The following is a 25506-nucleotide window of genomic DNA, read 5'->3' on the forward strand; positions in this document are numbered from 1 at the left end:
GGTTGCCTCAGGCCGCCGGCGTCGGGCTCGTAAGGAGACGGATTGGCAATCGGTTCCCGATCATCATCAGGCGGGTCGGTAAGCTGTTCCCGATCACGCGTGGGGTCATTTGCTCTGTTCACGGCGTACCCTTTCAAGGAAGTTGGCGATCAGGCGACTCAGGCGCTGGTTGGGGATCAGGAAAGCGTCGTGGCCGGCGTCCGCCTTGATCTCGCAGAAACTGACGTCCCGGTTGTTCTTTTTCAGGGCCCGTACCAACTCCCGGGACTGGTAGGTGGGATAGAGCCAGTCCGAGGTGAAGGAGACCACCAGGAAGCTGGCCTTGGCGCCGGCGAAGACCTTGACCGCCGAATCCGCCTCGGCCCGCCGTTCCAGGTCGAAATAATCCGCCGCCTTGGTGACGTAAAGGAATGAGTTGGCGTCGAAACGCTCCACGAATTTGCTGCCCTGGTGGCGCAGGTAGCTTTCCACCTGGAAATCGATATCGTCGAACTGGAAGGAGAAATCCTCCTTGCCCTGCAGCCGGCGGCCGAACTTGCGGCGCAGGGCGACATCGGAGAGATAGGTGACATGCCCGATCATCCGGGCCACCGCCAGGCCGGTGGCGGGCTTTTCGCCGTCGTAATAATGGCCGTTGTTCCAGTTGGGGTCAGCCATGATGGCCTGCCGGGCGATCTCGTTGAAGGCGATGGCCAGGGCCGAATGGCGCATGGTGGTGGCCAGGGCAATAACACCACCGACCCGGTCGGGAAAGCGCAGGCTCCACTCCAGGGCCTGCATGCCGCCCAAAGAACCGCCCACCACCGCCAGCAGACGCTCGATTCTCAGGTGGTCCAGCAGTTTTTTCTGCACCTCCACCATGTCGCCCACGGTGACCACCGGGAAATCCAGGCCGTAGGGCTTGCCGGTGGCCGGATTGGTGGAACAGGGGCCGGTGGTGCCGCCGCAGCTGCCTAAAATGCTGGTACTGACCACAAAGTAGTGGTCGGTGTCGATGCCCTTGCCCGGCCCCACCATGGTTTCCCACCAGCCGGGCTTGGTGTCCGCCTTGCTGTAGTAGCCGGCGGCGTGGCAGTCGCCGGAGAGGGCGTGGTGAATCAGAACCACGTTGTCCCTGGTGGGTGAGAGCTCTCCGTAGGTTTCGTAGGCCACGGTCACCGGCCCCAGCCGGGTGCCGCTTTCCAGCACCAGGGCTTCGGCCGGCTTTTCGGCAAAAGTATATGATTGTTTGGTTACGATGCCAACGGAGGGGCCGGAGGCGTCGTGTGCGGTATATTCACTCATGGTTGTTTACGCATTAGAGCCGCTACGCCAGCAACGGCGCCAGCACTTCGCACTTTTTGCACACCACCATCTTTTCTTTCCAGTTCTTGCGGGCCTGGCATTCACAGATGGTGCCGTTGATGAACCAGCACATTTTGCCGGCCCGGAACTCCCAGGCGGGGCATTTTTTCTTGCGGGAAGGCGGACATTTCTTTACCGTCCAGCAGGGTTTGGGGGCTTTTTCGTGCAGCTCGCGCTGGCGGGAGAGCAGAAAGTACATCTGGCGCTCCACATGGGGCGGGATGGAACGCCAGCCCTGTTCGTAGCTGTGGATGGCCTTGATGGAAGTACCCAGCAGTTCGGCGATCTCCTTCTGGGTTTTGCCAAGTTTTTTACGGGCCCTGTTAAATTCCGCGCTTTCCATGTGCTTACCTCGTCTGCTGTGCTTGATGGGTAAGGGTCGCCGGCGAGACTACTGGCTGAACTTAATGGAACGGATTATAATCCATTACTTCGGCCAAAGCCACCATTCAACCACTCTTTTCTGCTTTCTTTTTCCATGATGATGAATAATCCTTATTGTAAGCAGTTATACCACGTCGTCGACTGGAAAGAAAGTTCATTCCAATGAAAGGTGATAAATGCTGATCAGTTGCGTTATTCCCACCCGTGATCGGGCGGCCATGGTGGTTGAAGCCGTGGCCAGTGTCTTGGCTCAGCAAGAATGTGCCGCCCGGCTGGAAGTGGTGGTGGTGGATGACGGCTCGGTGGACGGCACCAGCCGGATGCTGGCCGCCCGTTTTCCCGATCTGGAGATGATAACGGATAAAAGCCGACATTTGGCAGCAGTGGCACACGGGGGGAGGAAAAAGGTGGCGCCTCGAGAGCCCCTGCTGAAGCTGGTTAAGCTGCCGGGGCTGGGGCCGGGAACGGCCCGCAACGCCGGGGTGGCGGCGGCTACCGGCGAGATCATCATGTTTCTGGACTCCGATGATCTCTGGACCCCGGATCATGTGCGTTGTTTGCTGCCGCCGCTGAGTGCTGGTCATCAGGTGGTGTACGGCGTCACCCGTAATCAGGACCAGGTCGGCGGGGGGGAGTTCTTTATTCCGGAAGCGGCGCAGGCATGCGACGGCACCTGTTTTCATGAACTGCTGCGCTGGTGTTTTCTGGTACCTTCGGCGGTGGCGGTTACCCGGGCGGCCTTTAACCGGGTGGGTGGCTTCAGCCGGTTGGGGTTGGGCGAAGACTGGGGATTTTTCCTGCAACTGTCCCAGTTTTACGATTTCGCCTTTGCCGGGCCGGCGATAATCACCGAGCGTCGCCTGCATGCCGGCAGCTTATGCTGTCTGCCCGACCGGGAAACTTTAAGTTCCACCCTGATCACCTTGCGGGATCTTCCCTGGCAGCCACCATTCCAGCCGGCGGCGGCCCAGCGTTTTGCCGAACTGCTGGACTGGCTGGCCGCCCGCCGGGAACCGCCGGCCACGGTGCAAGAGTGGTACCTGTCTTTAAAGCAGGACCAAATGCTGTAAATCATTTATGTAACTATCCAGCTCATTTATTTTATTTCCAGCCGGCGGTACTGGATGGCTTCGGCCAGGTGGGCGGTGGTCAGTTCTCGGCTGTCGGCCAGATCGGCGATGGTGCGGGCGATTTTTAAAATCCGGTGGTAGGCCCGGGCTGAGAGCCCGAAACGGCGAACCGCCTCCTCCAGCAGGCGCCGGGAGGCGGGGTCTACCCGGCAGTGTTGGTCCAGGTCGACGGGTTTCATGCGGCTGTTGTAGAAGGCGGTTTTGCGGCGGGGAAAACGCCGTCGCTGGATTTCGTGGGCCTGGGCCACCCGCTGCCGGATGGCCGCCGAGGGTTCCGCCGGCCGATGGTCGCTCATTTCGGCAAATTTTACCGCCGCGACTTCCAGGTAAAGGTCGATGCGGTCCAGCAGGGGGCCGGAAAGCCGGTGGCGGTAGCGCTGGATCTGGGCCGGGGTACAGGTGCATTCATGGGTTTCGTTGCCCGGGTAATGGCCGCAGGGGCAAGGGTTGAGGGCCGCCACCAGCATGAAGGAAGCGGGAAAGAGCAGGCTCTGCTGGGCCCGGGCAATGGTGACCTGGCCGTCTTCCAGCGGCTGGCGCAGGCTTTCCAGCACGTTTTTGCGAAACTCCGGCAGTTCATCGAGGAACAGGATGCCGTTGTGGGCCAGGGAAACCTGGCCGGGCCGGGGCAGTTTGCCCCCGCCGATCAGCCCGGCGTCGGAAACCGTGTGGTGGGGCGAGCGGAAGGGCCGGGTCTGCAGCAGGCCGCAGCCGGCGGGCAACTCGCCGGCCACACTGTAGATCTTGGTGGTCTCCAGTGCCTCTTCAAAGGAAAGCTCCGGCAGAATGGTGGGCAGGCGGCGGGCCAGCATGGTCTTGCCGGCTCCCGGCGGTCCCTGCAGCAGGATATTGTGATGTCCGGCGGCAGCGATTTCGAGAGCCCTTTTAATATACTCCTGGCCCCGCACCTCGGCAAAATCAACCCCATAATCCGGCGGCGCTGCGACCGGCGAGGAAGCCTCCAGGGCCGGTGTTTCCCGCCGCCCCTGGATGATTTCCACCGCCTCTCCCAGCGAGTCCGCCGACAACAGCTTTACCCCCTGTACCATGGCCGCTTCCGCCGCGTTGGCCCTGGGCACCATCACCGCCGCCACCCCGGCCTGGCGTGCCGCCAGCACCATGGGCAGAATGCCGGGGGTCGGCCTCAGGCCGCCGTCCAGGGAAAGCTCGCCGATCAGGCACCAGTCGGCCACCCGGTCCGGGTCCAGAAAATCGCCGGCGGCCAGGATGCCCACCGCGATGGGCAAATCGTAGCCGGTGCCGCCCTTTTTCAGGTCCGCCGGGGCCAGGTTGATGGTGATTCGCCGAGCGGGGAAATCATAGCCGCTGTTCTTCACCGCCGCCTTGACCCGTTCCTTGCTCTCCCGCACCGCGCCTTCGGCCAGGCCCACGGTGGTGAACACCGGCAGCCCCCGGGAGATATCCACCTCCACATCCACCAGCAGTCCGTCCACCCCGACCACCGCTCCGCTTTTTACCTTAGCCAGCATTTTTCCGGTTACCCCCTCAGGTATTTGGCATTTTGGCGCTTTATTGGGCCAGTTGGTCCAGCGCCCTGGCTCCTTTCAGGAAAAAAAAGAGCGCCACGCCGGTGGTGACCAGGGCGGCCAGTAGCAGGGCGCTCAGCAGCAGCGGCAGGTCGCCGGGGGCCGGGGCCCCGTGCCGCAGCCAGTTGCGCAGCAGGCGCCAGGCCGGATAGGTGGTGGCGGCAATGGTGGCGATGATCAGGCTCATGGCGCTGAGCAGGTAGAGCCAGGCGCCCCAGCCGCCTAGGGTGGCGGCCCGGTTCTCCGCCTTGAAATCGGCATAAATAGAGCCAAAACCCAGGGCCAGGGCCGGCAAGGCCCAGGCCAGGGGCAGCACCAGGGCCAGGGCGATCCACCACATGGGGCCGCTGACCCCCAGCAGATGATTGGACAGCAGGATCAGCAGCAGGGCCAGCAGGGTAAAGGGCGGCAGATAAAAAAGATATTTCCGCAGCAGGTAGGCGCGCATGCTCAACGGTGAGCTTTGCAGCAGCACCATGGCGCCGCCCTCGGCGCTGACGGAGGGAAAGACGAAACGGGCGGCCAAAGAGGCGCAGACAAAGGTGCTCAGGCCGATATTGAGAAAGGCGATAACGTTGGCCAGGTATTCTTCCTGGATGAAGGCCCGGTCTAAAGGCAGGATCTTGAAGTTGTAGAGATAAACAATGATCAGCGCCCCGACCATGAAAAATTGGGCCCATTCGGTGGAATCCCGGAGCAGGGTTTTGGCCTCTTTGTGGAAGATCCGCCGCCAGGGGCGGGGCCGGTAATCGCTCAGTCGGCCGGCAAAGCGGCGGCCGCCGCCAAAGGATTCACAGGATTTACTGTAGCCCCGGAAGAACCAGCGGCTCATGGCCGCTTCGCCGAGAAAAAACAGCGCCACCGGGGTCAGGAGCAGCACCGCCAGCAGCAGCAGGTCCAGCTCCCGGTCCAGCAGGTAGAGCGCCAGCAGGTTGGCGCTCCAGGCCGGCGGCAAATAGCCGGCGGCGGGGGCCGACAGGGCCGAGAGATACTCGATGAAGTGTCCGTAATTGTCCGGGTTGACCAGTTCTTCCGGGCGCAGCAGGCGGAACATCAGATAGATCAGAATCCCGAAGCAGATGGAAAGGTAAAGCACGATATCCTTGGTGCGCCGGGCGGGAAAGAGGTTGACCAGGATAATGGTCAGGAGCAGACCGGTACCGGTAGCCGACAGAATGGTGGCCAGCAGGGTGGGGGTCAGCAGCGGCCAGTAGAGCGGGCCGGTGTCAAACACCCGGCCGTAGGCCAGCAGAATCGGCAGCATGAACAAAAAAAGCATCCAGCCGGTGTAGAAGCTGGTGGTCAGGTAGCGCATGGCGAAGATGCGGGCCGGCGGCAGGGGGGCGGCAAAGACGATCTCGTTGTCTTTGGAGAGAAAGATGGTGGAAACCGAGGTGACCATGGCCGAGAACATGACCATGGCAAAAAGCAGGATCCAGGCCATTTCAAAAATTTTTAAGCTCAGGATGATCCCCAGTTCGCTTTGTGCCTGAAAATAGGTGATCACCCGCAGGGCCACCAGGTGAAGGGCCACGGCCACCGCCAGGCTGAACAGGAGAACACCCAGCCCTTTACCGCCGGGCCGGCCGCCCGGCAGCAGCCGGTGGCGGGCGCTCAGCAGAAATGGACGCAAAAGATTGAACATGGCAAGGGATAAACGGCAAGTTGGATGTTAGTGTTTGTTAGCGAAGGTGCATTATGGAGTAATGATGGCGGTTTGTCAATCGTAAGCGGTCGCGTATCCGGCGGCCTCTTGCACGTCCATGTGTCCGGCCGCCGACGAACCCGCCGCTACCGGCGCTACCGGGTTTCACGGCCCCCGTCCAAGCTCGACCCGACTTTGAGTTGCCCTTGGGCGGAGCGGTCCTGCAGGGCGCTGATCACTGCCTGCAGTTCGTGGGAGCCGGTGAGTTCCAGGAAGATATCCTCCAGGTCGCCGCGCTGATCCTTGGCCAGGGAGCGAAGCTGTTCCATGTCGCCCAGGGCCTTGAGGCGGCCGTCGACGATGATGCCGATGCGGTGGCAGAGTTCTTCCGCCACCTCCAGCGAGTGGGTGGAGAGGAAGACGCTGCGGCCGGTGGCGGCGTGCTGCTTGAAAAGCTCTTTGACCAGCCGGGCGCTTTTGGGGTCCAGCCCCACCATGGGTTCATCCACCACGATCAGGGGCGGCTCCAGCATGAAGGCGGCGGTGATGATCAGCTTTTGCTTCATGCCGTGGGAGTAGCTTTCCACCAGGTGGTCCTGCCATTGGTCGAGATCAAAAAGTTCCAGCAGGTGGGGCACGTTGCGCTTGAAAGTGGCCGGTGGCAGCCGGTAAAGGCCGGCCATGAACTGGAGAAACTCCTGGCCGGTGAGTTTTTCATACAAAAAAGGGCGGTCGGGAATATAGCCGGTGCGGGCCTTGCCCCAGGCCGGGTCGGCCGCCAGATCCCGGCCCATGATGCTGACGCGGCCGGCATCGGGTTTGAGCAGGCCCACCAGCATGCGGATGGTGGTGGTCTTGCCGGCCCCGTTGGGTCCTAAAAAACCGAAGATTTCGCCGGCGCTGACCGTCAGTTCCAGGTCTTTTACCGCCTGGTGGGCGCCGAAGCGTTTATTAAGCCCTTTCACTTCAAGGATCGGGGCCGGGGTATCTGGTTTTTCGTTACCGGTCATGGCGTCTCCCGGGGTGAGGTTTTTTGTTAAATTATTCTGATTGATTGATTGATCTCAGGGGCCGATTTTTTGGGGTTTTGGTTAGGGGGTGGGGGCCGCGGAAACCGGTAGCGGCTCATTATCGGCGGGCATCCTGCCCGCCTCCGAGGCGCTGGCGGCCTCCTGCGCGTCCATGCGCCCGGCCGCAGGCGAACCCGCCGCTACCGGTTTCCGCGGCCCCCGTCCGAGATTCACGCAGCTTGCTCTTTGCCCTTGGTGGCCAGTTCCCCGTTCCTGTTGTCGTTTACTCGGTTTTCAGGCGCAATTTGCCCAGCAGTGCCCCCAGTCGCACCATTTCGGCGGTTTCACCGGTGATCAGGCGAATATGGGTTAGCCCGGCGGGCAGTTGGTTGAGGGTGGTATCGACGCTGTACCACTGGTCGCCCAGGCAGACTTCGTTCCAGGCGTGGTAGTAGAAGCGATCTTCCATGTGAACCAGGCCGGCGGTAATGCGGGTGGGCAGGCCCACCGCCCGGGCCAGGGCGGCAAACAGGGTGGCGTGTTCGTTACAGTCGCCGACCCGGGTTTCCAATACGCTCAAGGCGTCGGGGATGCCCATGACCGGGCGCTGTTCCAGTTCTTGGTGGACCCAGGCGGCCAGTTTTTCCACTTGGGCGGCCGGTGTTTGCGCTTCGGTCACGATGCGTCGAGCCAGATCCGCCAGCTCGGGGTCATCACTTTGCACGTGGGGGGTGGCGGCCAGGGCGGCCTTTACTTCTTGATAGTTCCGTTGGTGGGGGGCCGCAATCCCCGCTGGCCGCTCATTCTCGGCTGGCATCCTGCCCGCCTCCGAGGCGTCCGCCGCCTCCTGCGCGTCCATGCGCTCGGCGGCGGACGAATCCGCGGCCAGCGGGGATTGCGGCCCCCCGGCACGGCCTTCCCGAGAAACTGCCGGGGCGCAGGTTTCAGATCCTACCGGCGGGGGCCATTGCTCGCGGTTGATGGTCAGGATGTTGCCGGTAAGTTGTTGGCGGCCGCCGACTACATCAAAGTCTTGGGCCAGGTCCAGGTCCACCTCTTGATCCAGCAGCAGGCGGTATTGCATCTGTGCTCGTTGGGCCAGATCGGCGGGCAGGCGGCCTTCCAGGGGGACCGCTACCGAGGTGAGAATTTCCGGGCCGGCGGCGGGGATGTCGGTGGCGCGGAATTCCGGTTCGGCCAGGAAAACAAAGCCCGCCGGGGACTGCTCCTTGACCATCCGGCCCTGGTCGTTGAGCCAGACGTTGATCCGCATGCCGGCAAAGGTTTCGCTGAAGCGGTGCAGGTTGTGAATCCGCCCTTCAATGACCTCCCGTTCCTTGCCCCGGTACTCCAGAATCCGTTCGTGGCCGGCCAGGGAAACGGGGTCGAAATAGCTCACCCGTAAGCGGTCGCCGGGGGCAAGCTCCGGGGGCAGCAGATAGGCCCGCTGGTTGGTGGCGATCCTGGGTGGCGCCTGCAGCCGGATCCGCTCCTGGCGCACCCCGCCCCGGGGCGTATCCAGCTCCAGCAGCAGCTCCAGACCCTCCACCCGGCCCCGGGCCCGGGTTTCGGCAAAAGGGGAGAGCAGGGTGAAGTCGAAAGATTGCAGCAGGTGGGCCTTGTCCAGCCGGGCCTTGAGTCGCAGGCGCACCGGGTGGTGTTCATCGAGAACGTTGAGCAGCAGGTAGGCTTCCTGTTCCAGCCGCATTTCGTCCTCGGCGCCGGGGGTCAGGCGGCTGCGGACAAAACCGATACGCTCACCGCGGAAATAGACCCCGGCAAAGCTGGTCTCCCGGCCTTGCTCAAGGGCCGTGGTTTCCCGCAGTTGCAGCTCCTCCACCAGGTAGTCCCGGCCCAGCAGCAGGCCCAGCAGCACCACCCAGATCAGCAGAATTCCTATGCGCAGGGCAATCGTCATTTACTGTTCGTACATCAGTTTGCCGCAGTCGGAGAGGTCATAGCCGCCCAGGCCGGTCACCGTGTCGTGGAACTCGCGGCTGGTGTTAATCAGCTCCAGCACTGCCGCCACTTTGGGGTCGGCGGCGTGGGCGGTGGGGATGATCAGGTCGTAGCGCTCTTTAGCCACCGGGATGAAGTCCAGGTCCAGGGCCCGGGCGGCGGCCATGATCGCCAGGCCGGTGTCGGCGTTGCCGCCGGCCACCGCCGAGGCCACGGTCATGTGGGTGTATTCCTCGCGGTGGTAGCCGGTGACCTCTTCCGGGGCAATGCCCAGTTTGTTCAGGTGCAGGTCGGTGAGAATACGGGTGCCGGCTCCCCGCTGGCGGTTGATGAAGCTGATGTCATCCCGCTTGAGATCGGCAAAGCCGGTGATCCCCTTGGGGTTGCCCTTGGGCACCAGCAAACCCTGCTGGCGCCAGGCCAGGTTGATCAGCTTCAGCGGCACATCGCCGAGAATTTTTTTGATATAGGGCACGTTGTACTCCCCGCTGGCCTCATCCAGCAGGTGGCTACCGGCCAGGTGCGCTTCGCCGCGCTTGATGGCCATAATGCCGCCCATGCTGCCCACGTGCGAGGAGGAAAGACGGATCAGCGGCCGACGGCGGTGCAGCAGGTTGGTGATGACATCGAGGATATTGTCGTGGCTGCCGATGAAGACCAGGGTGTTGGCGATTTCCTTGAGCGAACGCAGCAGGTCGATCTGCACCTCGGCGCCGGCGGCGATCCCTTCGCTGGCCGCCGGTACGGTGAGAATACCGTCGGCCTGGACCAGGGTCATCACCGCCCCGGCCCCATGTCCGGTGGGGGTGGCGATCAGCTTGTCGCCCACCTGGCCCAGCTTGACCCGGACAAAATCGATGGTTCCCAGCTTGGAAGGCAGGGGCCGGGACATCAGGGCCGGGATCGTCGGGTTTTCTTCCGGGCCCCGCCCCAGCCACTGGTCCACCAGGGCCTTGCCGAACAGGCGCAGGGTCAGTACCGCCGACACCGGATAACCCGGCAGGCCGATCACCGGCTTGTGGTTGACAATGGCCAGAATCACCGGCTTGCCCGGCTTGATGTTGACTCCGTGCACCACCACCGTGCCCAGTTGTTCCAGCACTTGGGCGGTGAAGTCGCGGCTGCCCGCCGAGGCGCCGGCGTTGATTACCACCAGGTCAAAGGCGGGGTTGGCGGTGACATCTTCCAGTTTGCGGCGCAGCAGTTCGGGGTCGTCGCGGACGATCTCCTGGCGATGGGCCTGCGCCCCCCACTGGCTCAAGTAACCGGCCAGGATGCGGCTGTTGAACTCGATGATGTTGCCGGGCCTGAGGGCCTCGCCGGGCTGGACGATTTCGCTGCCGGTGGGGATCACCGCCACCGCCGGGGGAACTTTGACTATGATTTCCGCCACCCCGGTGGCCAACAGGGCGCCCAGGTCGATGGGCCGCACCACGTGGTTTTCCGGCAGCAGCAATTCGCTGATCACGATATCCTCGCCGATGGTCCGCACATGCTGCCAGGGCGGGGCCGGAGCGATGATCTCCACCGCCCCGTCGGCCAGCGGCTGTAGGTCCTCAATCATGATCACCGCGTTACAGCCTTCGGGCAGGGCGTTGCCGGTGTTGACCGGGGTGAAGCGGCCGGTCTCCAGCCGCCGGGGCCGGGCCTCGCTGGCGCCGATGGTATCCCGAAAATCGAGGGCAATACCGTCCATGGCGGCGGAGTTGTAAAAAGGCGCCGAGTTGGGGGCGTAAACCGCCCGGGCGGTGATTCGGCCCAGGGCCTGGTCCACCGGGATCAACTCTTCCCGGGGTTGGATGCAGTCATGTTCACGCAGGGCGCTTTGCCAGCGCTGCTGCGCTTCTTCCAGGGGGAGATTGTCAACGTAGATATTGCGGCGCATGGGATTCCTTTGGTAAGTGCCGGGGAGGTTAAGCGGCGCGTCGTCACCGTCCTTGACGGTAGCTTCGTCCAGGCGCGGCCTTGAATGTCCCCTTGGTGTTCGGCTTAGAAAAAATCCGGGCTGTCGAAGTTATATACCGCAACCTGGCTGCCGCTGTCCAGCCCCTGCCGGTGAGCGTCGATGATGATCCACCCGTGGGCCCGCACCAGGGTGGAAAGAGCACTGGATTTGCCCAGTACCGGCAGGGCGGTCAGGTCGCCTTCGGGGGTGGTCTGCAGTTTGACCGGCACCAGGTCGGTACGGCCGGCGGCGGAGTTGAGGTTGCGCTGCAGGATGGCGGTGGCCACCGGGCGGGGGGCGCTCACCGGCGTCTTGCGGCCGCCGAGGCCGGCCAGCAGGGGGCGGACCAGCAGGGCAAAGGAGGCCGCCGCCGAAACCGGATGGCCCGGCAGGCCGAAGACCGGCTTGTGGCCGTGGGCGGCGATGATCACCGGTTTGCCGGGTTTGACCGCCACCCCGTGGATTAAAATGCCGGGGGCGGTCAATTTTTCCAGTACCCGCTCGCCCAGGTCCCCGACCCCCACCGAGGTGCCGCCGGAAAAGAGAACCAGGTCGCATTCCGCCAGGGCCTGTTGCATTTGCGCCACAAAGGCCGCCTCCCGGTCGCCGACAATACCGTAGTTGATCGCCGTGGCCCCCTGGCTTTCCACCATGGCCAGCAGCCCGGCCATGTTCATGTCCCGAATTTTGCCCGGCGGCGGGGTCTCTGCCGGCGGTACGATTTCATCGCCGGTGGAGATAATCCCCACCCGCGGGCGGGCGAATACCGCCAGCCGCCGCAGCCCCAACCCGGCCAGCAGGCCCAGGTCGCAGGGCCTAATGCGGTGACCGGCGGGCAGCAGGGCTTCCCCCAGTTGCACATCGTCGCCCCGGGCGATGATGTTGCCTCCCGGGGCCACCGGCTTGACCACCTCCAGCAGGTTGTCGCCGGCCGGCACCGTATGCTCCAGCATCACCACCGCATCGCAGCCCGACGGCAGCAGTCCGCCGGTGGCAATGCGGTAACATTCGGTGGGGGCCGGGCCGCCGACGGGCATCTCGCCCATCTTCACCTCGCCGCTGATGGTGAGGTAAGCCGGCAGCGTTGCCGAGGCCCCGAAGGTGTCGGCGGCCCGCACGGCATAACCGTCCATCACCGACCGGGGATGGGCCGGCAACTCCTCCGGCGCGAGCAACGCCCGGGCACTGACCCGCCCCAGGGCCTCGTCGGCCTCCACCTCTTCCACCGCCGGCCCGGGAAGGTCGGCCAGCAGCCGCGCCAATACCTGGAATACCTCAATTAACGGCGCCGCCCCGCTCCGCCCCAGCATATCCAGATTCGGAGCAGCAGCGGTATGGTGACTGGAGTTATTCATGAGAGCCCCACAACAAAGGTTGCACCAGAATATTCGTTACAGGCACAGGGTAAACAGTCGGCGGTGCCGCAGGCCATTTACCGGACGTCATCGAGGATCAGGCCCAATGGATGGGTATAGATGTTGAGCCGGCGGCCCCGAGCAAAGCCGATCATGGTCACCCCGTGATTCTCGGCGTGGGCGATGGACATGCAGGTGGGGGCGGTGCGGGTGATCAGCACCGGAATCCGGTTGCGGATCACCTTGGTCATGATCTCGCCGGAGATCCGGCCGCTTGATAGCAGCAGCTTGTCGTTAAGCTCGATACCCTGCAGAAAGGCCTTGCCGATGAGCTTGTCCACCGCGTTGTGGCGACCGATATCCTCGGCAAAAAGAATAATCTCGTCACCGTTGGCCAGGGCGGCGCTGTGCACCCCGCCGGTCTGCTGGTAAAGCTCGGAACTGTGGGCAAATTGCTTCAGCAACGCAAAGATTTTGGCGCTGCTGATGCGGATGGGTTCTCTGCGGGCCAGGCTGGCCAAGGTATCGGCGTTGCTGAAGGTGACCCCCTGGCCGCAGCCCGAAGTGATGGTTTTTTTATTGAACAGACCGTCCCAGTCGGCGGGCATCCCGTTGAGTTGCACCTGCACCTCGGCTCGTTGCTCATCGACCCGGACGCTCACCAGGGCTTGCCGGTCGGGGATCATCCCCTCTGAAAGCAGGAAGCCCACCGCCATGGCATCAAGTTCCGCCGGGCTGCAGAGCAGGGAAACCAGCACCTGGTCGTTGACCTTGAGGGTAAAGGCGATCTCGGTGGCGATGGTGTCGAGAATCTCCTCTTCAACCCCGTCGTTGATCCGAATTACCGGTGCCTGGTAACTGGCTTTCAGTGGTGATCGATCATGAAATACCGCGTTTTGCGCCACCCCGTAATCGCTTAAAAGGCTTACTTTCCCAGACATTAAAAGCAACCCAACTGGCACTGGTTGATACGGATATCGAGAAAATCGGCCAAACTTCCCACCTCCCGGGCCGCCACCCCCAGCTCGGCGGCAATACCCCGGGCGGCTGAGCAGGAAACCCGGTTGTCACGGCTTTGCAGCCGCAGGCGGGCTTCAATCTGCCGGCGCATATCCTCGGGCAACCCGGCCATCTTACGCTCCGAACAGCGTTTTGAGCAACTGCTTACTCCGTGGCCGTTTACCCCGTAGTCGGTTACGCTTTTCATGGTGAACCTCGTATCAGCTTGATTTTACACTATAGAGTCGATTGCTCACGGGGCTTTTCCGGGGTGGGCTGGTAGCCTTGCTCCACCGCCAGCAAATCGAGAAAACAGGTTTTGGCGTTTTCCAGCAGCAGGCTGGGGCTGTTGAGCGGGGCGTTGTCGTCCCGCCGGTCGATGGTTTTAAGGTACCCTTTGCACTCTTCGCAGTGATAAATCTTGTAGGCCTGGTCGTTGCCCACCAGCAGATATCCCAGGCGATCGAAATCCACGTTGCCGCAATGGGGGCAGCCCATCCGCTTGAAATGCCAGCGCAGGTCGCAGGGCAGGCAGAGCAGGTAGCGCCGGCCGTGCTCGGTGGAACTCAACTCCGCCAGGTCCGGCTCCCGGCGGCAGATCGGGCAGTGGCCCCGCTCGTTGGTGATCAGCCCGGCCAAATCTTCCCGGTAGCGGTGTGCGGCCCGGCGCCGGAAGGGGGCGGCGGCCCAGTGCAGCAACTGCAGCAAGGTATGCTCGTCAAGCTCCCGTTCGTAGGCCCACTGTTGCATGGTGGCGGTCAGCGCCTGCACCGCGGTGCGGGTTTCGCCCGGCTTGCCTTTCCCCGGGGCGGCGCCGGCAAACCAGTCGTGGACGGGGTCGCTGGCCGGCAGGTCGGCCAGGGCCGGGGCTGCCGCCAGGGCCGGGGTCAGGGGGTCGTCGGGGAAATGCTCCCGGAACAGGTCGCAAACCTGGCGCAGGTTGGTGGCCAGGGTCAGAAGGTCAAACTCCACCAGACCCATTTCCTCCAGCGAGCCGGAGTTGCCCAGTTGGCGGATGGCCTCGCTCACCGCCGGTGCCGGAGGCGCCACTTGCGCCTCCGGCACCCCGGTTCGCGTATTGACCCAATCATCCAGTTGCCGACAGTAAGCGACCAGTTCCGGGGGGGCGGCCGGCAACTTCGTCCGCCGCAGATCCATTGGTTGGTCCTGCCCGGGCGGTTGGTTCTGCCCGGGGTTGATCGTGGCTGTGTTCATATGGCTCCTTACACCCTTTTTTTGTACACTTGCTCGTACCAGCGGCCGTGATTTTCCTTCATGTACTGCTCGGAAATCTCGCCGCTGATCATGCCGCCGATGGCCTCGTTGGAGATCGGGTTGAGCAGGGCCAGGTAGATATGACCGATGGCCGAGGCCACCCCGATGGCCATTAACAGGGCATGCAGCGGGTACATGATGGTGGGGGGGGCGGCGCTAAGCCACAGAAACAGACCGCTGATGATCAGGCCCGCGCCGCAGATAATCTGGATGAGGGAGTTGATCTTCTCGCCGCCGTTATAAAAACCCTGGGGTGGGATTTCCTTCTTGACGCCGACAAACTTGGCCGGGAAGGCCTTTAAAAAGTCGGCATCGGCACGGCTGAAATTGAACACCTCGTTCAGCCAGGCACTGACCTCCCGGGGCCGCATCAACAGCGGCAGCACCACGGCGATGATCAAAAAGACCGCCGCCACCCGGTGCACCACCATGGCCCCTTCCAGGCTGCCGAACAGCGGAATCATCCAGTCCAGGGCGCTGCCGAACTGCAGGTAGCCGGTTACCGCCAGGGTGATGAAACTGGCGGCGTACAACCAGTGACTGACCCGGACCGCGGCGCTGAAACGTTTAACCATTCTTTTGCTGCTCATCGTCGTAGCCTCCTTCCTCCAGTTTCGCGCTTTCCTTCAGCTTCATGGCATTGCGCCGGGAAATAATGAAGGCCAGGCCGGTGGCGGCCAGGCTGGCGCCGATCAGGCCTTTGCCGAAGGGGTGGACCACATCTTTCCACAGCCCCAGGGTGAAGGGCAGGCTGGGGTCCTCGGGCAGTCCGTACTTGGCCGGGGTATCCGGCAGGATGTAGATTACTCCCAGACCCCCCAGTTCATCCCGCCCGTAAATGCGGGAGTCGGGGTAGAGTTTTTGGGCCTGGGCCAGGCGCTCGTCGGCCAGGGCGGCCATTTCATCCCAGGTGCCGTAGACGATGGCCCGGGGCACGCAGGTCTTGGCGCAGGCCGGTTCCCGGCCGTTGCTGATGCGGTCATAGCAGAAGGTGCACTTTTTCATCTTCTGGGCCACCTCATCCACCTTGGGGATATCGAAGGGGCAAAACTGCACGCAGTGGCCGCAGCCGATGCAGTTTTCCTCGATTCGGCGGATGGTGCCGTTTTCCTCCCGCACCAGGGCCTCGTTGGGGCAGGCCTTGAGGCAGCCGGCGTCAGCGCAGTGCATGCAGGTGGCCTTGCGGAAGTGCCAGGCCATTTCGCCGCCGGGCTTTTTTTCCTCGTAGAATTTGATCATCGTCCAGCGGCCCGGCGACAGGTCGTCGTGGGACTGGTAGCTGCCGGTGAAGGCGCCGATTTCGCCTGCCAGCTGGTTCCAGCGCTTGCAGGAAACCTGGCAGCCCCGGCAGGCGGTACAACGGGTTATATCGATCAGTCTTGCCATTCTGCTCATGATGTCACCTTTCTGATGTCCACAAGAAACGCCTTGAATTCCGGGATCGCGGTGTTGGCGTCGCCCACGTGGGGGGTGAGGTTGTTGGCAATATCACCGGTCACCAGGCCCTGGAAGCCGAAGTGCCAGGTCAGGCCCACCTGATGGACATTGCGGCCGTTGATCTCGAACATGTGGGCCCTGGGGGTGACCATGGCCATGGCTCGAGCTTTGCCTCGGGCGGAGACCAGCTCCACCATCTCGCCGTTGCCGATATTGCGTTCCCGGGCCAGGTCTTCGCCGATTTCGACAAAGGACTCGGGCATCAACTCGGCCAGCCAGGGCATGTTGCGGCTCAGCGCCCCGGTGTGCCAGTGTTCGCAGACCCGCCAGGTGGAGCAGATCAGCGGGAATTTTTCAACATCGCCCAGCGACTTGGCCCCGTCGGTGCCGGTGAAATAGGCCGGGTTGTTCTGGCGACGGTTGAAGACGTTGTGGGTGGGGCTTTCCACCGGCTCGTAATGCTCCGGCAGCGGGCCGTCGTTCAAGGCGCCGATGGCGAAAACCCGGCTCTCCCGCTCGGCCATCATGATAAAGGGCTTTTTGCCCAGCGGCGCGTCTGGGGGCATGGTGGGGGCAAAGTCCGGCACATCGTAGCCGGTCCACCTGGCACCGTCCCACCACAGGTACTTGCGCTCTTCCGACCAGGGCTTGCCGTCGGGGTCCGCCGAGCAGCGGTTGTAGATAATGCGCCGGTTGGCCGGCCAGGCAAAGCCCCAGCCCGGATGCGCCCCCCAACCGCCGGGATCGTCGAGGACCCGGCTCTGGGTGCGATTGCCCAGCTCTTCGGTGTACATGCCCGAATAGATCCAGTTGCCGCAGTCGGTGGAACCGTCCTCCTGCAGGGCGCCGAAACCGGGCACCAGCTTGCCGGTGCTCAGGTTGCGGCCGTTGATCTCCCGCATCACCGCGTCGATGAAATCGGTCTGGCTGCGCAGCGGGTCGGGGTAATTCCAGGTCAGGTGCTTGATCATCGCGTCCTGGGGCTGGTCGCTGCCGGCGTACAGAGCCTTGAGCCGCTTGACCAGCCGGTCGAGGATAAAGGATTCCTGGCGGACGTTGCCGGGGCCGTCCACCGCCTTCCAGCGGTACTGGATCAGCCGGCCGCTGTGGGTTACGGTACCTTCCTTCTCCAGGAAGGTGGTCACCGGCAGCAGGAAGACCTCGGTGTCGATTTCAGCGGGGTTGGCGCCGGGGCGCTTCCAGAAGGCGCTGGTCTCGTTTTCAAAGGGATCGAGGCAGACCAGCCACTTAAGGTTTTCCACCGCCTTTGATTCCATGTTGGAGTTGGGGCCGGACACCACCGGGTTCTGGCCCCAGACAAAAAGCCCTTCCAGATCCTGGTGGTTATAAAGATTTTCAAACAGGGCCAGGTGGGAGTAGTTCTTGCCGGCCTGGGCCTTGGGCAGGAAGTCGTAGGCGAAATCGTTGCCCGGGTTGGCCGCCTCGCCATACCAGGCCTTGAGCAGGCTGGCGATCCACTTGGGCCGGTTGCTCCAGTAGGCCGGGGCCGGCGGGGTGGTGGCGTTGTAAGCCTCAAGGGTCGGCATCCCGGTGGTGGGGCAGGGCATGTAACCGGGCAGCAGGTGGAAGAGCAGGGCCATATCGGTGGAACCCTGGACGTTGGAATGGCCGCGCAGGGCGTTAACCCCGCCGCCGGGCAGTCCCATGTTGCCCAGCAGGGTCTGGATAATGGCCATGCAGCGCACGTTCTGGGAGCCCGAGGTGAACTGGGTCTGGCCCATGGCGTACATGATGGAGCCGGCCTTGCCCACCTGGCCGGTGGAGGTGAACAGTTCGTACACCTGGCGCAGCTTGTCCACCGGCGCGCCGCAGGTCTGGGCCACCGCTTCCACGGTGTAGCGGGAGTAGTGGCGCTTCATCAACTGGAACACCGAGCGGGGGTGTTGCAGGGTCAGGTCTTTTCTGACCTTGCCTTCGGCATCCCGTTCGTAATCCCAGGTGGTACGGTCGGTGTAGGCCCGGCGTCCCTCGTCGTAGCCGGTGAAGAGCCCGGTTTCCGGGTCAAAGCTGAAACCCTCCTTGATGATGGAGGCGGCGTTGGAGTAGTGGGCGATGTACTCATTATGATAGCGGTCGTTTGCTAAAATGTAGTTGATCATCCCGCCGTAGAAGGCCAGGTTGGTGCCGCTGCGAATGGGGCAGTAGAGATCGGCCCGGGCCGAGGTGCGGGTGAAGCGGGGATCGACGCTGATGATCTTGGCGCCGCGCTTGTCGCGGGCCTCCTGCAGCCAGGAAAAGGAAACGGGGTGGTTCTCGGCGGCGTTGCTGCCGCAGATCAGGGCCACATCGGTGTTTTTGAAGTCCACCCAGTGGTTGGTCATCGCGCCCCTGCCAAAGGTGGCCGCCAGACCGGCGACCGTGGAGCTGTGTCAGATTCGCGCCTGGTGTTCGATGTAAGTCGCCCCCAGGCCGCGCATCATCTTGGCGATCAGATAAAGGTCTTCGTTGTTGAGGATGGAACTGCCCAGGCTGCCGATGGCCTCGGTGCGGTTGACCGTCACCCCGTCGGCGCTGTGCTGGAAGGTGCGGTCCCGGGTATCCTTGACCAGGCGGGCGATACGGTCGATGGCCCAGTCCCAGGAGCGGATCTCCCAGCGGTCGGAGCCCGGCGAGCGGTGCAGGACGTTGGTCACCCGTTCGGGGTTGTCATGGGTCTGTTGAACCGCCGCCCCCTTGGAGCAGTTGGAGCCCCGGTTGCTGGGGTTGTCCGGATCCCCCTCGGTGTGGACCAGCTTGCCGTTCACCACCTGGGCGATCACCCCGCAGCCGCCGGAGCAGAAGCAACAGACCGAAGGGTATTCCCGGGCCTGGGCAATCCGCAGCTTGCTGGTGGCAGCATAAGCCTTGGTACCGGCCAGGCTCACCCCGCCGGCGGCCACCGCGCCGGCGCTGGCGCCGGCCAGTTTGAGCAGGTTTCTTCTAGACAGTTTCATCGATTCAGGCCTCCTTGACTGTGCTTTAATGGCGATGACGCGCTGGCAAAATCCCGCTGCCGTTAAATAATGTTCGCGCTGCTTCACCGCCTGCCTTCTGCAAACCATGTACCAGCGACGAAACACGTGGAAGGTGGCCAGTGTAAACAATAAGTTAAGCTTGCGGCGGCCGGTCGGAGGGCGGGGTTGGGCGGTTAATTTTATGTATACTTTTGGTGGTGGGTGTATACTTTTGATGCAGCAACGGAGTGGCGGTCGGGAGGCTGGGCAACGTGAAATTCGTCCGGCATTCGGACGGGGGCCGCAACCAATGACGCGATGTTAACGGCGCGAAAAGAGAACCGGCTTGTTCCCGGCGACCGATGGTGCTATTTTGTCGGCAGGGGAAAGACGGAGCCGCAAGATGCGGTACCCCGTGACCGCGTAAGGGGCAACAATACCGGCGCTGGAGAAGCAGGGCATGAAGGGCACGGTTTATATCTGTGACGATGAAGAAGGGATGTTGCGCTACCTGCGCAAGAGCGTGGCCGAGTGGGGTTTTGCCGTCAAAACCCACTCTTCGGCCCCGGCGCTGTTGCAGAGCCTGGCGGAAGATGGCGAGCGGGGCGGGGTGCTGTTGCTGGATATCCGTATGCCGGAGATGGACGGCCTGGAGGTGTTGAGCCGGGTTAAGGGACTGCGGCCGGATCTGGGGGTGATCATGATGACCGGTTACGGCACCATCGACTCGGCGGTGGAGGCCATTAAGCTGGGCGCCTTTGATTACCTGACCAAACCCTTTCCCGAAGAACGGCTGGCGGCGGTGATCGAGCACTGCCTGGAAAACAGCCGGTTGCGGGACGAGGCTAGTGGGCCTGTCGGTGCCGATCAATCGTCGGCGGCCGAACAACTGGTTTTTGACAGCCCCCGTTTTCGTGAAACCTTTGAACTGGCCCAGCGGGCCGCCGCCGGTGATGTCAACGTGCTGCTCCAGGGTGAAAGCGGCACCGGCAAGGAATTGATCGCCGCGCTAATCCACCAGAGCGGCCCCCGTGCCCGGCACTGTTTCCTGGCCCTCAATTGCGCCGCCTTAAACGACAACCTGCTGGAGAGCCAGCTGTTCGGTCATCGCAAAGGGGCCTTCACCGGGGCCGACAGCAGTCGTTCGGGCCTGCTGGAGGAGGCCGACGGCGGCACCCTGTTCCTGGATGAAGTGGCGGAGTTGAGCACCGCCCTGCAGGCCAAGCTGCTGCGGGTGCTCCAGGACGGCGAGTTCATCCCGGTGGGTGCCACCCGGGCCCGGCGGGTGGATGTCCGTTTTGTCGCCGCCACCAATAAAAATCTTGATAAGATGGTGGCCCAAGGGGAGTTCCGCGAGGATCTCTATTATCGCCTCAACGTCTTTACCCTGCACCTGCCCCCCTTGCGGGAGCGCCCCGAGGACGTCCCCCTGCTGGCCCGCCATTTTCTGGAACGGGCCGCCGCCCGGCTGGGGCGGGAGGTCAACCGGATAAGCGACTCGGCCCTGAAGGTACTTTGCCGCTATTCCTGGCCGGGCAACGTCCGGGAACTGCGCAACGTCATCGAACGCGGCACCATCATCGCCCGTAGCCGCAGCCTGACGCCGGATGACCTGCCGGAGCACGTCAAGCGGCCGCAACCGGGGGTGGCCGGCGGCGCTCCCGTCACCCTGGCCGAGGCCGAGCGCCGCCAGGTGGCCAGTATCCTGGAACGGGCCGGCTGGAACAAAAGCCAGGCCGCCCGCATGCTGGGTATTACCCGCCGCACCCTGGATCGCAAGATCCTCGACTATGGCCTTTCGCCCTGAGTCTCCTGAACCGCGGAAGAATTGGAAGGATTGTTATGCCTCGTTTGTTCTCCCTCCTCTGTATGCTGTTGATCATGCTGCCGGGCGCCGGCCGGGCCGAGGAGATCGTGCTGGGCATGTCCACCGCTCTTTCCGGCCCCACCGCCGAACTGGGGCAGGCCATGCGGGACGGGGTGGCGCTGGGCCTGGAGCGCCTCAACCATGAGGGGGGAATCAACGGCCGGCGCCTGCGTCTGATCGCCCTGGATGACGGCTATGAACCGGCCCGCACCGCTCCCAATATGCGGCGGCTGATCGAAGAGGAAAAGGTGCTGGCGATCATCGGCAACGTCGGCACCCCCACCGCCATTGCCTCACTGCCGCTGGTCCGTGAGCACCGGGTGCTCTATTTTGCCCCTTTCACCGGGGCCGGGGTATTGCGGCAGACGCCTCCTGAGCGTTATGTCATCAATTACCGGGCCAGCTATGGTGAAGAGATTGCCGCCATGGTCCGGGCTTTGGTGGAAAAGGCCGGCCTGGCTCCGGCAGAGATCGCTTTTTTTACCCAGCGCGACGGCTACGGTGACGCCGGCTTTGCCGGTGGGCTGGCGGCTCTGCGGCGCCATGGCCTGACCGATGAGCGCCAGATTCTTCATGTCAGGTATCCCCGTAACACCCTGGCGGTGGAAAACGCCCTGGCCGATATTCTGCTGGCCGAGCGGACTCCCCGGGCCATCATCATGGTGGGCGCCTACGCGCCCTGTGCCAAGTTCATCCGCCTGGCCCGGGAAGTCGGGTTGGAGAGCCTTTTGCTCAACGTTTCCTTTGTCGGCGGCGACTTTCTGGCTCGGGCCTTGGGGGCGGAGATTGAGGGGGTGGTGGTCACCCAGGTGGTTCCTCATCCCCGGCAGCGCGAGTTGCCGCTGGTGGCTGATTTTCGGGAGGATATCGAGACCTATGTGCAGGATATGGCCCCCAGTTTCGTGGCCCTGGAAGGTTATATTGCGATTAGGCTGTTGGCCAGGGCCCTGGCGGGGATAGATGGTGAACCCACCCGCGAAGGCCTGGTGGAGGCCCTGGAGGCCTTGGGGGAATTCGACCTGGGTCTGGGGCGGACGCTGTACCTGGGGCCGGAACGCCATCAGGCCAGTGACCAGGTCTGGCCCACGGTGTTGCGGGCCGGGGAGTTGGAGCCCCTGGAAGAAGCCGGCATTGCCGAACTGGTGCCGGAATAGTCATGAGCGACCAACACCATCGGCGAGCGATAACCGTACTGGTCTGGACCCTGGTGGCCATCGGGCTGCTGGCCGGGGTTTTTACCAACGGGCTGATGGTCTGGACCTTGCTGGACCTCAACCGGGAACGCATTCAGTTGCTGGAGGAGGACCGACAACTGAGCCAGTTGGCCGCCCGGTTGCAGCGCTTGGGGCAGGGAGCCCGCAGTGACTTGGCCCTGCTGCTGCAAGGCCTGGAGACCGACGATTCAGCGGCTTCGGTGGCCGCCTTCACCACGGCGGTGAGCGACCTGCGGCATGAACTGGGGGATTACCCCGGTATGACCGCCCTGGCCGATCTGTCGGCGGCCGCCGCCGAACTGACGGTGCTGCACAGCCGGGCGGTGGACTGGCGCCGCCGTTATCGGCCGGTGGCCGACGACCAGCAGGAAAAAAGAACCCTCGGCCGGGTGCGGGTGGTGCTGGAGGAAATGCGGGCGGCGGCGGAAACCCTGGAAGGCCGGCAGCGCCTGGCCGAAGCCCTGGCCCTGCGCCGCTGGCGGACCGCCGAAGCGGAGCAGGCTCCGGCCCTGGCCCAGGAGTTTCTCGAACAGCACGCCGGGGGCGGCCCCCAGAACAATCCTTTAATGATCAAGGAAATCCGCAGTGAACTGGCCGAACTCTCTCGCCTGGTGGAGACCCTGGCCGGCGAGGACCAACTTGATCACCTGGCCGATTTGCGGGACAACCAGCTCAAGCAGGTGTTGGAGCGTCTGGAGCGCCAGCTCTTTTTACTGGCAGAGGAAAACGGTCCGGCGGCGGGCCTGGAAGGGGAACGGGTGGCTGCCCTGCGGGAGTTGATTTTCGGCCGGGGGTATGTGCTGCTGCCCGAATACCAGACCATCCGCCCCGGGGAAGGGGGATTGTTCCGGCTCAGCGGTGATGTGCTGCAGTTGCGGCGGGAACGGGAAACTCTGCAAGTCCGGACCCAGGAGCTGTTTGCCAGGACCGAGCGGATTTACCCGGTGCTGGCCGATCTGGCCCGGGAGCGCAGTGCCGCCATGACCGACCACGCGGAAGCCATGCTGGCCCGGGTGATGCTTAATCTGCTGCTGCTCAGCATCCTGGTGTTATGCGGTTTTCTGGGCCTGGGCTGGCTGATCGGCCGGAGGGTAAACCACCAGGTGCGGACCATGACCCGGCTGCGGCGGGACAACGAGTTGATCCTGCAGTCTGCTGGCGAGGGAATCATGGGGCTGGACGCCGCCGGCCGGGTCTCTTTTGTCAATCCGGCCGGTTCCCGATTGCTGGGCGGCTCGGCGGTGGAAATCAATGGTCGTTGTTTCGACCGCATCGTCTCCCGCCGGGGAGAGGAAAGCGGCTGCGGCCCCCACTCCGCCCTGTTGGAACAGGTTCTGGGCCGGGGGCAGAGTGTGCATGAGGACGACTATCATATCCAACGTCTGGACGGCAGCCGTTTCTCCGGTGAGTTTACCGCCAACCCCATTTACAACGAGCAGGGCGAAATCGAAGGAGCGGTGGTCACCTTTCTGGATATCACCGAGCGCAAGCAGGCCGCCGAGGTCCTGGAGCACACCTGTCTGGAACTGGATGAACTCAATCGCAGCCTGGAGGCCAAGGTGGCGGCCCGCACCCGCGACCTGGAGGAGAAGAACCGGGAGTTGATCCAGGCCCAGGAAGAACTGGTACGCAAGGAAAAACTGGCGGCCATCGGCCTGTTGGGCGCCGGGGTGGCCCACGAGATCAACAACCCGGCGGCCATCATCCGCGGCAACGTGGAGATTATCCGCCGCCGCCTGGCCGGCGGCGAGGGCGAGGAGGAGGTGGCGGAGATCCTCAAAAACACCGAGCGCATTTCCCGGATTACCCGCAGCCTGCTGTTGTTTGCCCGGGAACATGAACAGCCGACGGCCCCGGCGGAGGAGGTGCAGGTTAATGAGTTGCTGAATGAAATTGTTGCCCAGGCCGCCCACCAGGTGGACTGCACCGGCCTGGAGGTGAAGCGCGATTACGACCGGCAGTTGCCGCGGTTTTTGGGTGATCAGGAAAAGCTGCGCCAGTTGTTCACCAACCTGGTGATCAACGCCGTTCAGGCCATGGAGGGCCAAGGCAGGTTGGAGTTGATCACCCGGCTGGCCGCCGATGAGCTTGAAGCCGATGGCAGCCGTGGCGACTGGCTGGAGGTGGTGGTGAGAGATACGGGGCCGGGGATCGTGGCGGCGGCGCAGGGGGAAATTTTCAACCCCTTTTATACCACCAAGAAGAGCGGCAGCGGGCTGGGGCTGGCGGTTTCCTACGGCATTGTCCAGGCCTTGGGCGGCGAGATCACGGTGGACAGCCAGCCGGGCCGGGGGGCGGCCATCAAGGTCCGCCTGCCGGTCTAATCGTGTCGCAGGACTTGTGGTCAGGGGGTGGGGGCCGCAGCAACCGTCCTAGGTTCCAGGCAGCTTTCATGTTGCACCCCGGCAGACACCACGTGAGTGCAGACGATCAACCAACCACCCAGACCGCCACCTGTTCGGCCATCAGCAGGACCCGGTCGGAAACCCCGCGAAACAGGCCTTTTTGGGCATCGGCGCCGCGGCGGCCCAGGACGATGGTGCCGTAGTCGTCCATCAGGGCCTGGCGGACGATCTGGCGGCTGGGTTCAAAGCCTTTGCTGGTTTCCAGTTCATGGATGCGCTGTTCGGGAAAGCCGGCTTCGTTGAGAATCTGGCGGGGGCCGTGGAAGATGTTGTCCGGCCGTTCCAGGTGCAGGGCGCACCACTCCTCGCCCCAGCGGCGGTAGCATTCTTCCGGCCGGCTCTGGGGCCGTTCGGCCAGGATGGCGGTGGAGTGAAAAAGGGTTATTTCCGCCGTGGGATGATCCTTCAGCATGAAGGCCAGGTGGTCCACCGCCAGCAGGGCGTAAGGACTGCCGTCCACCGGCACCAGGAAACGGTGGGAGTCGATTTTGCCGTCGATGATCCATTGGGGGATATCGTGGTATTTTTCCAGCAGGTTGACGGACACCCCGCCCAGCAACATTTCCTCCAGCTTGGTCATGCCCCGACGGCCTACCACCACGGCGTCGAACAGTCCCCGCCGGGCCTCGGCGGCGATATCGGCGGCCAGGTTGCCGTGGCTGATCTGTACCTCCTCTTCAAGCCGTTCCCGGGCCACCCCTTTACCGGCCAGAAAATCAGCGGCCTGGCGAAGATACCCCTTGTGGGTCACCAGCTTTTGCCGGGCGGCGGGGCTTAACATGTTGACCCGTTCGGCTTCGCTCAGCCATTCACTGCCCGGTGGCAGATGAACCCCGGGAACCAGGCTGAAAAGCTTGAAATGCACCCCCGGTCGGGCGGCAAACAACTCCGCCAGGTAGTGCAACGAGTTGCGGCTGTGGATGGAGCCGTCGAGGGCCACCAGCAGTTTGCGGCTGGAAACTGAGTCGGTATTCATAATTATCCAGCATAGCATTGGCCGGGGGTTCGGCCAAGAAAAAAAGCAATTACCTCAGGG

19 protein-coding genes are annotated in these 25506 nt (G+C 63.3%); 4 read left to right on the forward strand and 15 right to left on the reverse strand.

Annotation, left to right across the window (positions count from 1 at the left end; genetic code table 11):
- Positions 1-105 precede the first annotated feature (105 nt).
- Both metX and P0N66_RS00925 read right to left on the reverse strand, forming a co-directional pair.
- A complete protein-coding gene (gene metX / locus P0N66_RS00920; protein WP_275802070.1) occupies positions 106-1284 on the reverse strand; it encodes a homoserine O-acetyltransferase MetX in 1179 nt (392 codons plus the stop codon).
- Positions 1285-1306: 22 nt separating this feature from the next.
- Positions 1307-1687: a helix-turn-helix domain-containing protein gene (locus P0N66_RS00925; RefSeq protein WP_275802071.1), complete on the reverse strand. Its 381-nt coding sequence runs from the start codon at positions 1685-1687 to the stop codon at positions 1307-1309.
- Between the two features lie 217 nt (positions 1688-1904).
- Between P0N66_RS00925 and P0N66_RS00930 the strand changes: the two genes are divergently transcribed.
- Entirely contained in the window at positions 1905-2798 is an 894-nt protein-coding gene (locus P0N66_RS00930; protein WP_275802072.1) for a glycosyltransferase family 2 protein, read from the forward strand.
- Between the two features lie 26 nt (positions 2799-2824).
- On the opposite strand, the gene P0N66_RS00935 is transcribed toward P0N66_RS00930, so the two are convergent.
- The 12 genes from P0N66_RS00935 to fdnG all read right to left on the reverse strand — a co-directional run bounded on the left by P0N66_RS00935 (position 2825) and on the right by fdnG (position 18984).
- Positions 2825-4348 carry a YifB family Mg chelatase-like AAA ATPase gene (locus P0N66_RS00935; protein WP_275802073.1) on the reverse strand — a complete coding sequence of 508 codons (1524 nt, stop codon included), beginning with the start codon at positions 4346-4348 and terminating at the stop codon, positions 2825-2827.
- Between the two features lie 40 nt (positions 4349-4388).
- On the reverse strand, positions 4389-6050 hold the full coding sequence (locus P0N66_RS00940) for a putative ABC transporter permease subunit (RefSeq protein WP_431189982.1): 1662 nt from the start codon (positions 6048-6050) through the stop codon (positions 4389-4391).
- Between the two features lie 155 nt (positions 6051-6205).
- Entirely contained in the window at positions 6206-7060 is an 855-nt protein-coding gene (locus tag P0N66_RS00945) for an ABC transporter ATP-binding protein (protein ID WP_275802075.1), read from the reverse strand.
- Between the two features lie 283 nt (positions 7061-7343).
- Positions 7344-8978, reverse strand: a complete 1635-nt coding sequence (locus P0N66_RS00950; protein WP_275802076.1) for a transglutaminase-like domain-containing protein — start codon at positions 8976-8978, stop codon at positions 7344-7346.
- The gene (locus P0N66_RS00955; RefSeq protein ID WP_275802077.1) at positions 8979-10904 is read right to left on the reverse strand and encodes a molybdopterin biosynthesis protein; all 1926 of its coding nucleotides are present in this window, start codon (positions 10902-10904) and stop codon (positions 8979-8981) included.
- Positions 10905-11008: 104 nt separating this feature from the next.
- On the reverse strand, positions 11009-12319 hold the full coding sequence (locus tag P0N66_RS00960) for a molybdopterin molybdotransferase MoeA (protein WP_275802078.1): 1311 nt from the start codon (positions 12317-12319) through the stop codon (positions 11009-11011).
- A gap of 77 nt (positions 12320-12396) precedes the next feature.
- Complete coding sequence (gene fdhD / locus P0N66_RS00965) at positions 12397-13260, reverse strand: formate dehydrogenase accessory sulfurtransferase FdhD (protein WP_275802079.1); 864 nt, start codon at positions 13258-13260, stop codon at positions 12397-12399.
- Positions 13260-13526, reverse strand: a complete 267-nt coding sequence (locus tag P0N66_RS00970) for a hypothetical protein (RefSeq protein ID WP_275802080.1) — start codon at positions 13524-13526, stop codon at positions 13260-13262. Before P0N66_RS00970 ends, fdhD begins: the two co-directional genes overlap by 1 nt.
- A gap of 29 nt (positions 13527-13555) precedes the next feature.
- Positions 13556-14533 carry a formate dehydrogenase accessory protein FdhE gene (locus tag P0N66_RS00975; RefSeq protein WP_275802081.1) on the reverse strand — a complete coding sequence of 326 codons (978 nt, stop codon included), beginning with the start codon at positions 14531-14533 and terminating at the stop codon, positions 13556-13558.
- 8 nt (positions 14534-14541) lie between these two features.
- Positions 14542-15183 (reverse strand): formate dehydrogenase subunit gamma, encoded by a 642-nt coding sequence (locus tag P0N66_RS00980; RefSeq protein ID WP_275802082.1) that lies wholly within the window; start codon positions 15181-15183, stop codon positions 14542-14544.
- Positions 15161-15988 (reverse strand): 4Fe-4S dicluster domain-containing protein, encoded by an 828-nt coding sequence (locus tag P0N66_RS00985; protein ID WP_275802083.1) that lies wholly within the window; start codon positions 15986-15988, stop codon positions 15161-15163. Before P0N66_RS00985 ends, P0N66_RS00980 begins: the two co-directional genes overlap by 23 nt.
- On the reverse strand, positions 15985-18984 hold the full coding sequence (gene fdnG / locus P0N66_RS00990; RefSeq protein ID WP_275802084.1) for a formate dehydrogenase-N subunit alpha: 3000 nt from the start codon (positions 18982-18984) through the stop codon (positions 15985-15987). The genes P0N66_RS00985 and fdnG overlap by 4 nt, the downstream gene beginning before the upstream one ends.
- Positions 18985-19444: 460 nt before the next feature.
- Here fdnG and P0N66_RS00995 point away from each other — a divergent pair, with 460 nt between their 5' ends.
- The 3 genes from P0N66_RS00995 to P0N66_RS01005 are packed head-to-tail and all read left to right on the forward strand — an operon-like array spanning position 19445 to position 24389.
- The gene (locus tag P0N66_RS00995) at positions 19445-20791 is read left to right on the forward strand and encodes a sigma-54-dependent transcriptional regulator (RefSeq protein WP_275802085.1); all 1347 of its coding nucleotides are present in this window, start codon (positions 19445-19447) and stop codon (positions 20789-20791) included.
- A gap of 35 nt (positions 20792-20826) precedes the next feature.
- Positions 20827-22005: an ABC transporter substrate-binding protein gene (locus P0N66_RS01000; protein ID WP_275802086.1), complete on the forward strand. Its 1179-nt coding sequence runs from the start codon at positions 20827-20829 to the stop codon at positions 22003-22005.
- Between the two features lie 2 nt (positions 22006-22007).
- Positions 22008-24389, forward strand: a complete 2382-nt coding sequence (locus P0N66_RS01005) for an ATP-binding protein (protein ID WP_275802087.1) — start codon at positions 22008-22010, stop codon at positions 24387-24389.
- Positions 24390-24495: 106 nt separating this feature from the next.
- On the opposite strand, the gene P0N66_RS01010 is transcribed toward P0N66_RS01005, so the two are convergent.
- On the reverse strand, positions 24496-25446 hold the full coding sequence (locus P0N66_RS01010; protein ID WP_275802088.1) for a universal stress protein: 951 nt from the start codon (positions 25444-25446) through the stop codon (positions 24496-24498).
- Positions 25447-25506 lie beyond the last annotated feature (60 nt).

The sequence above is a fragment of the Desulfurivibrio dismutans genome (assembly GCF_029210385.1).
Classification (GTDB): Bacteria; Desulfobacterota; Desulfobulbia; order Desulfobulbales; family Desulfurivibrionaceae; genus Desulfurivibrio; species Desulfurivibrio dismutans.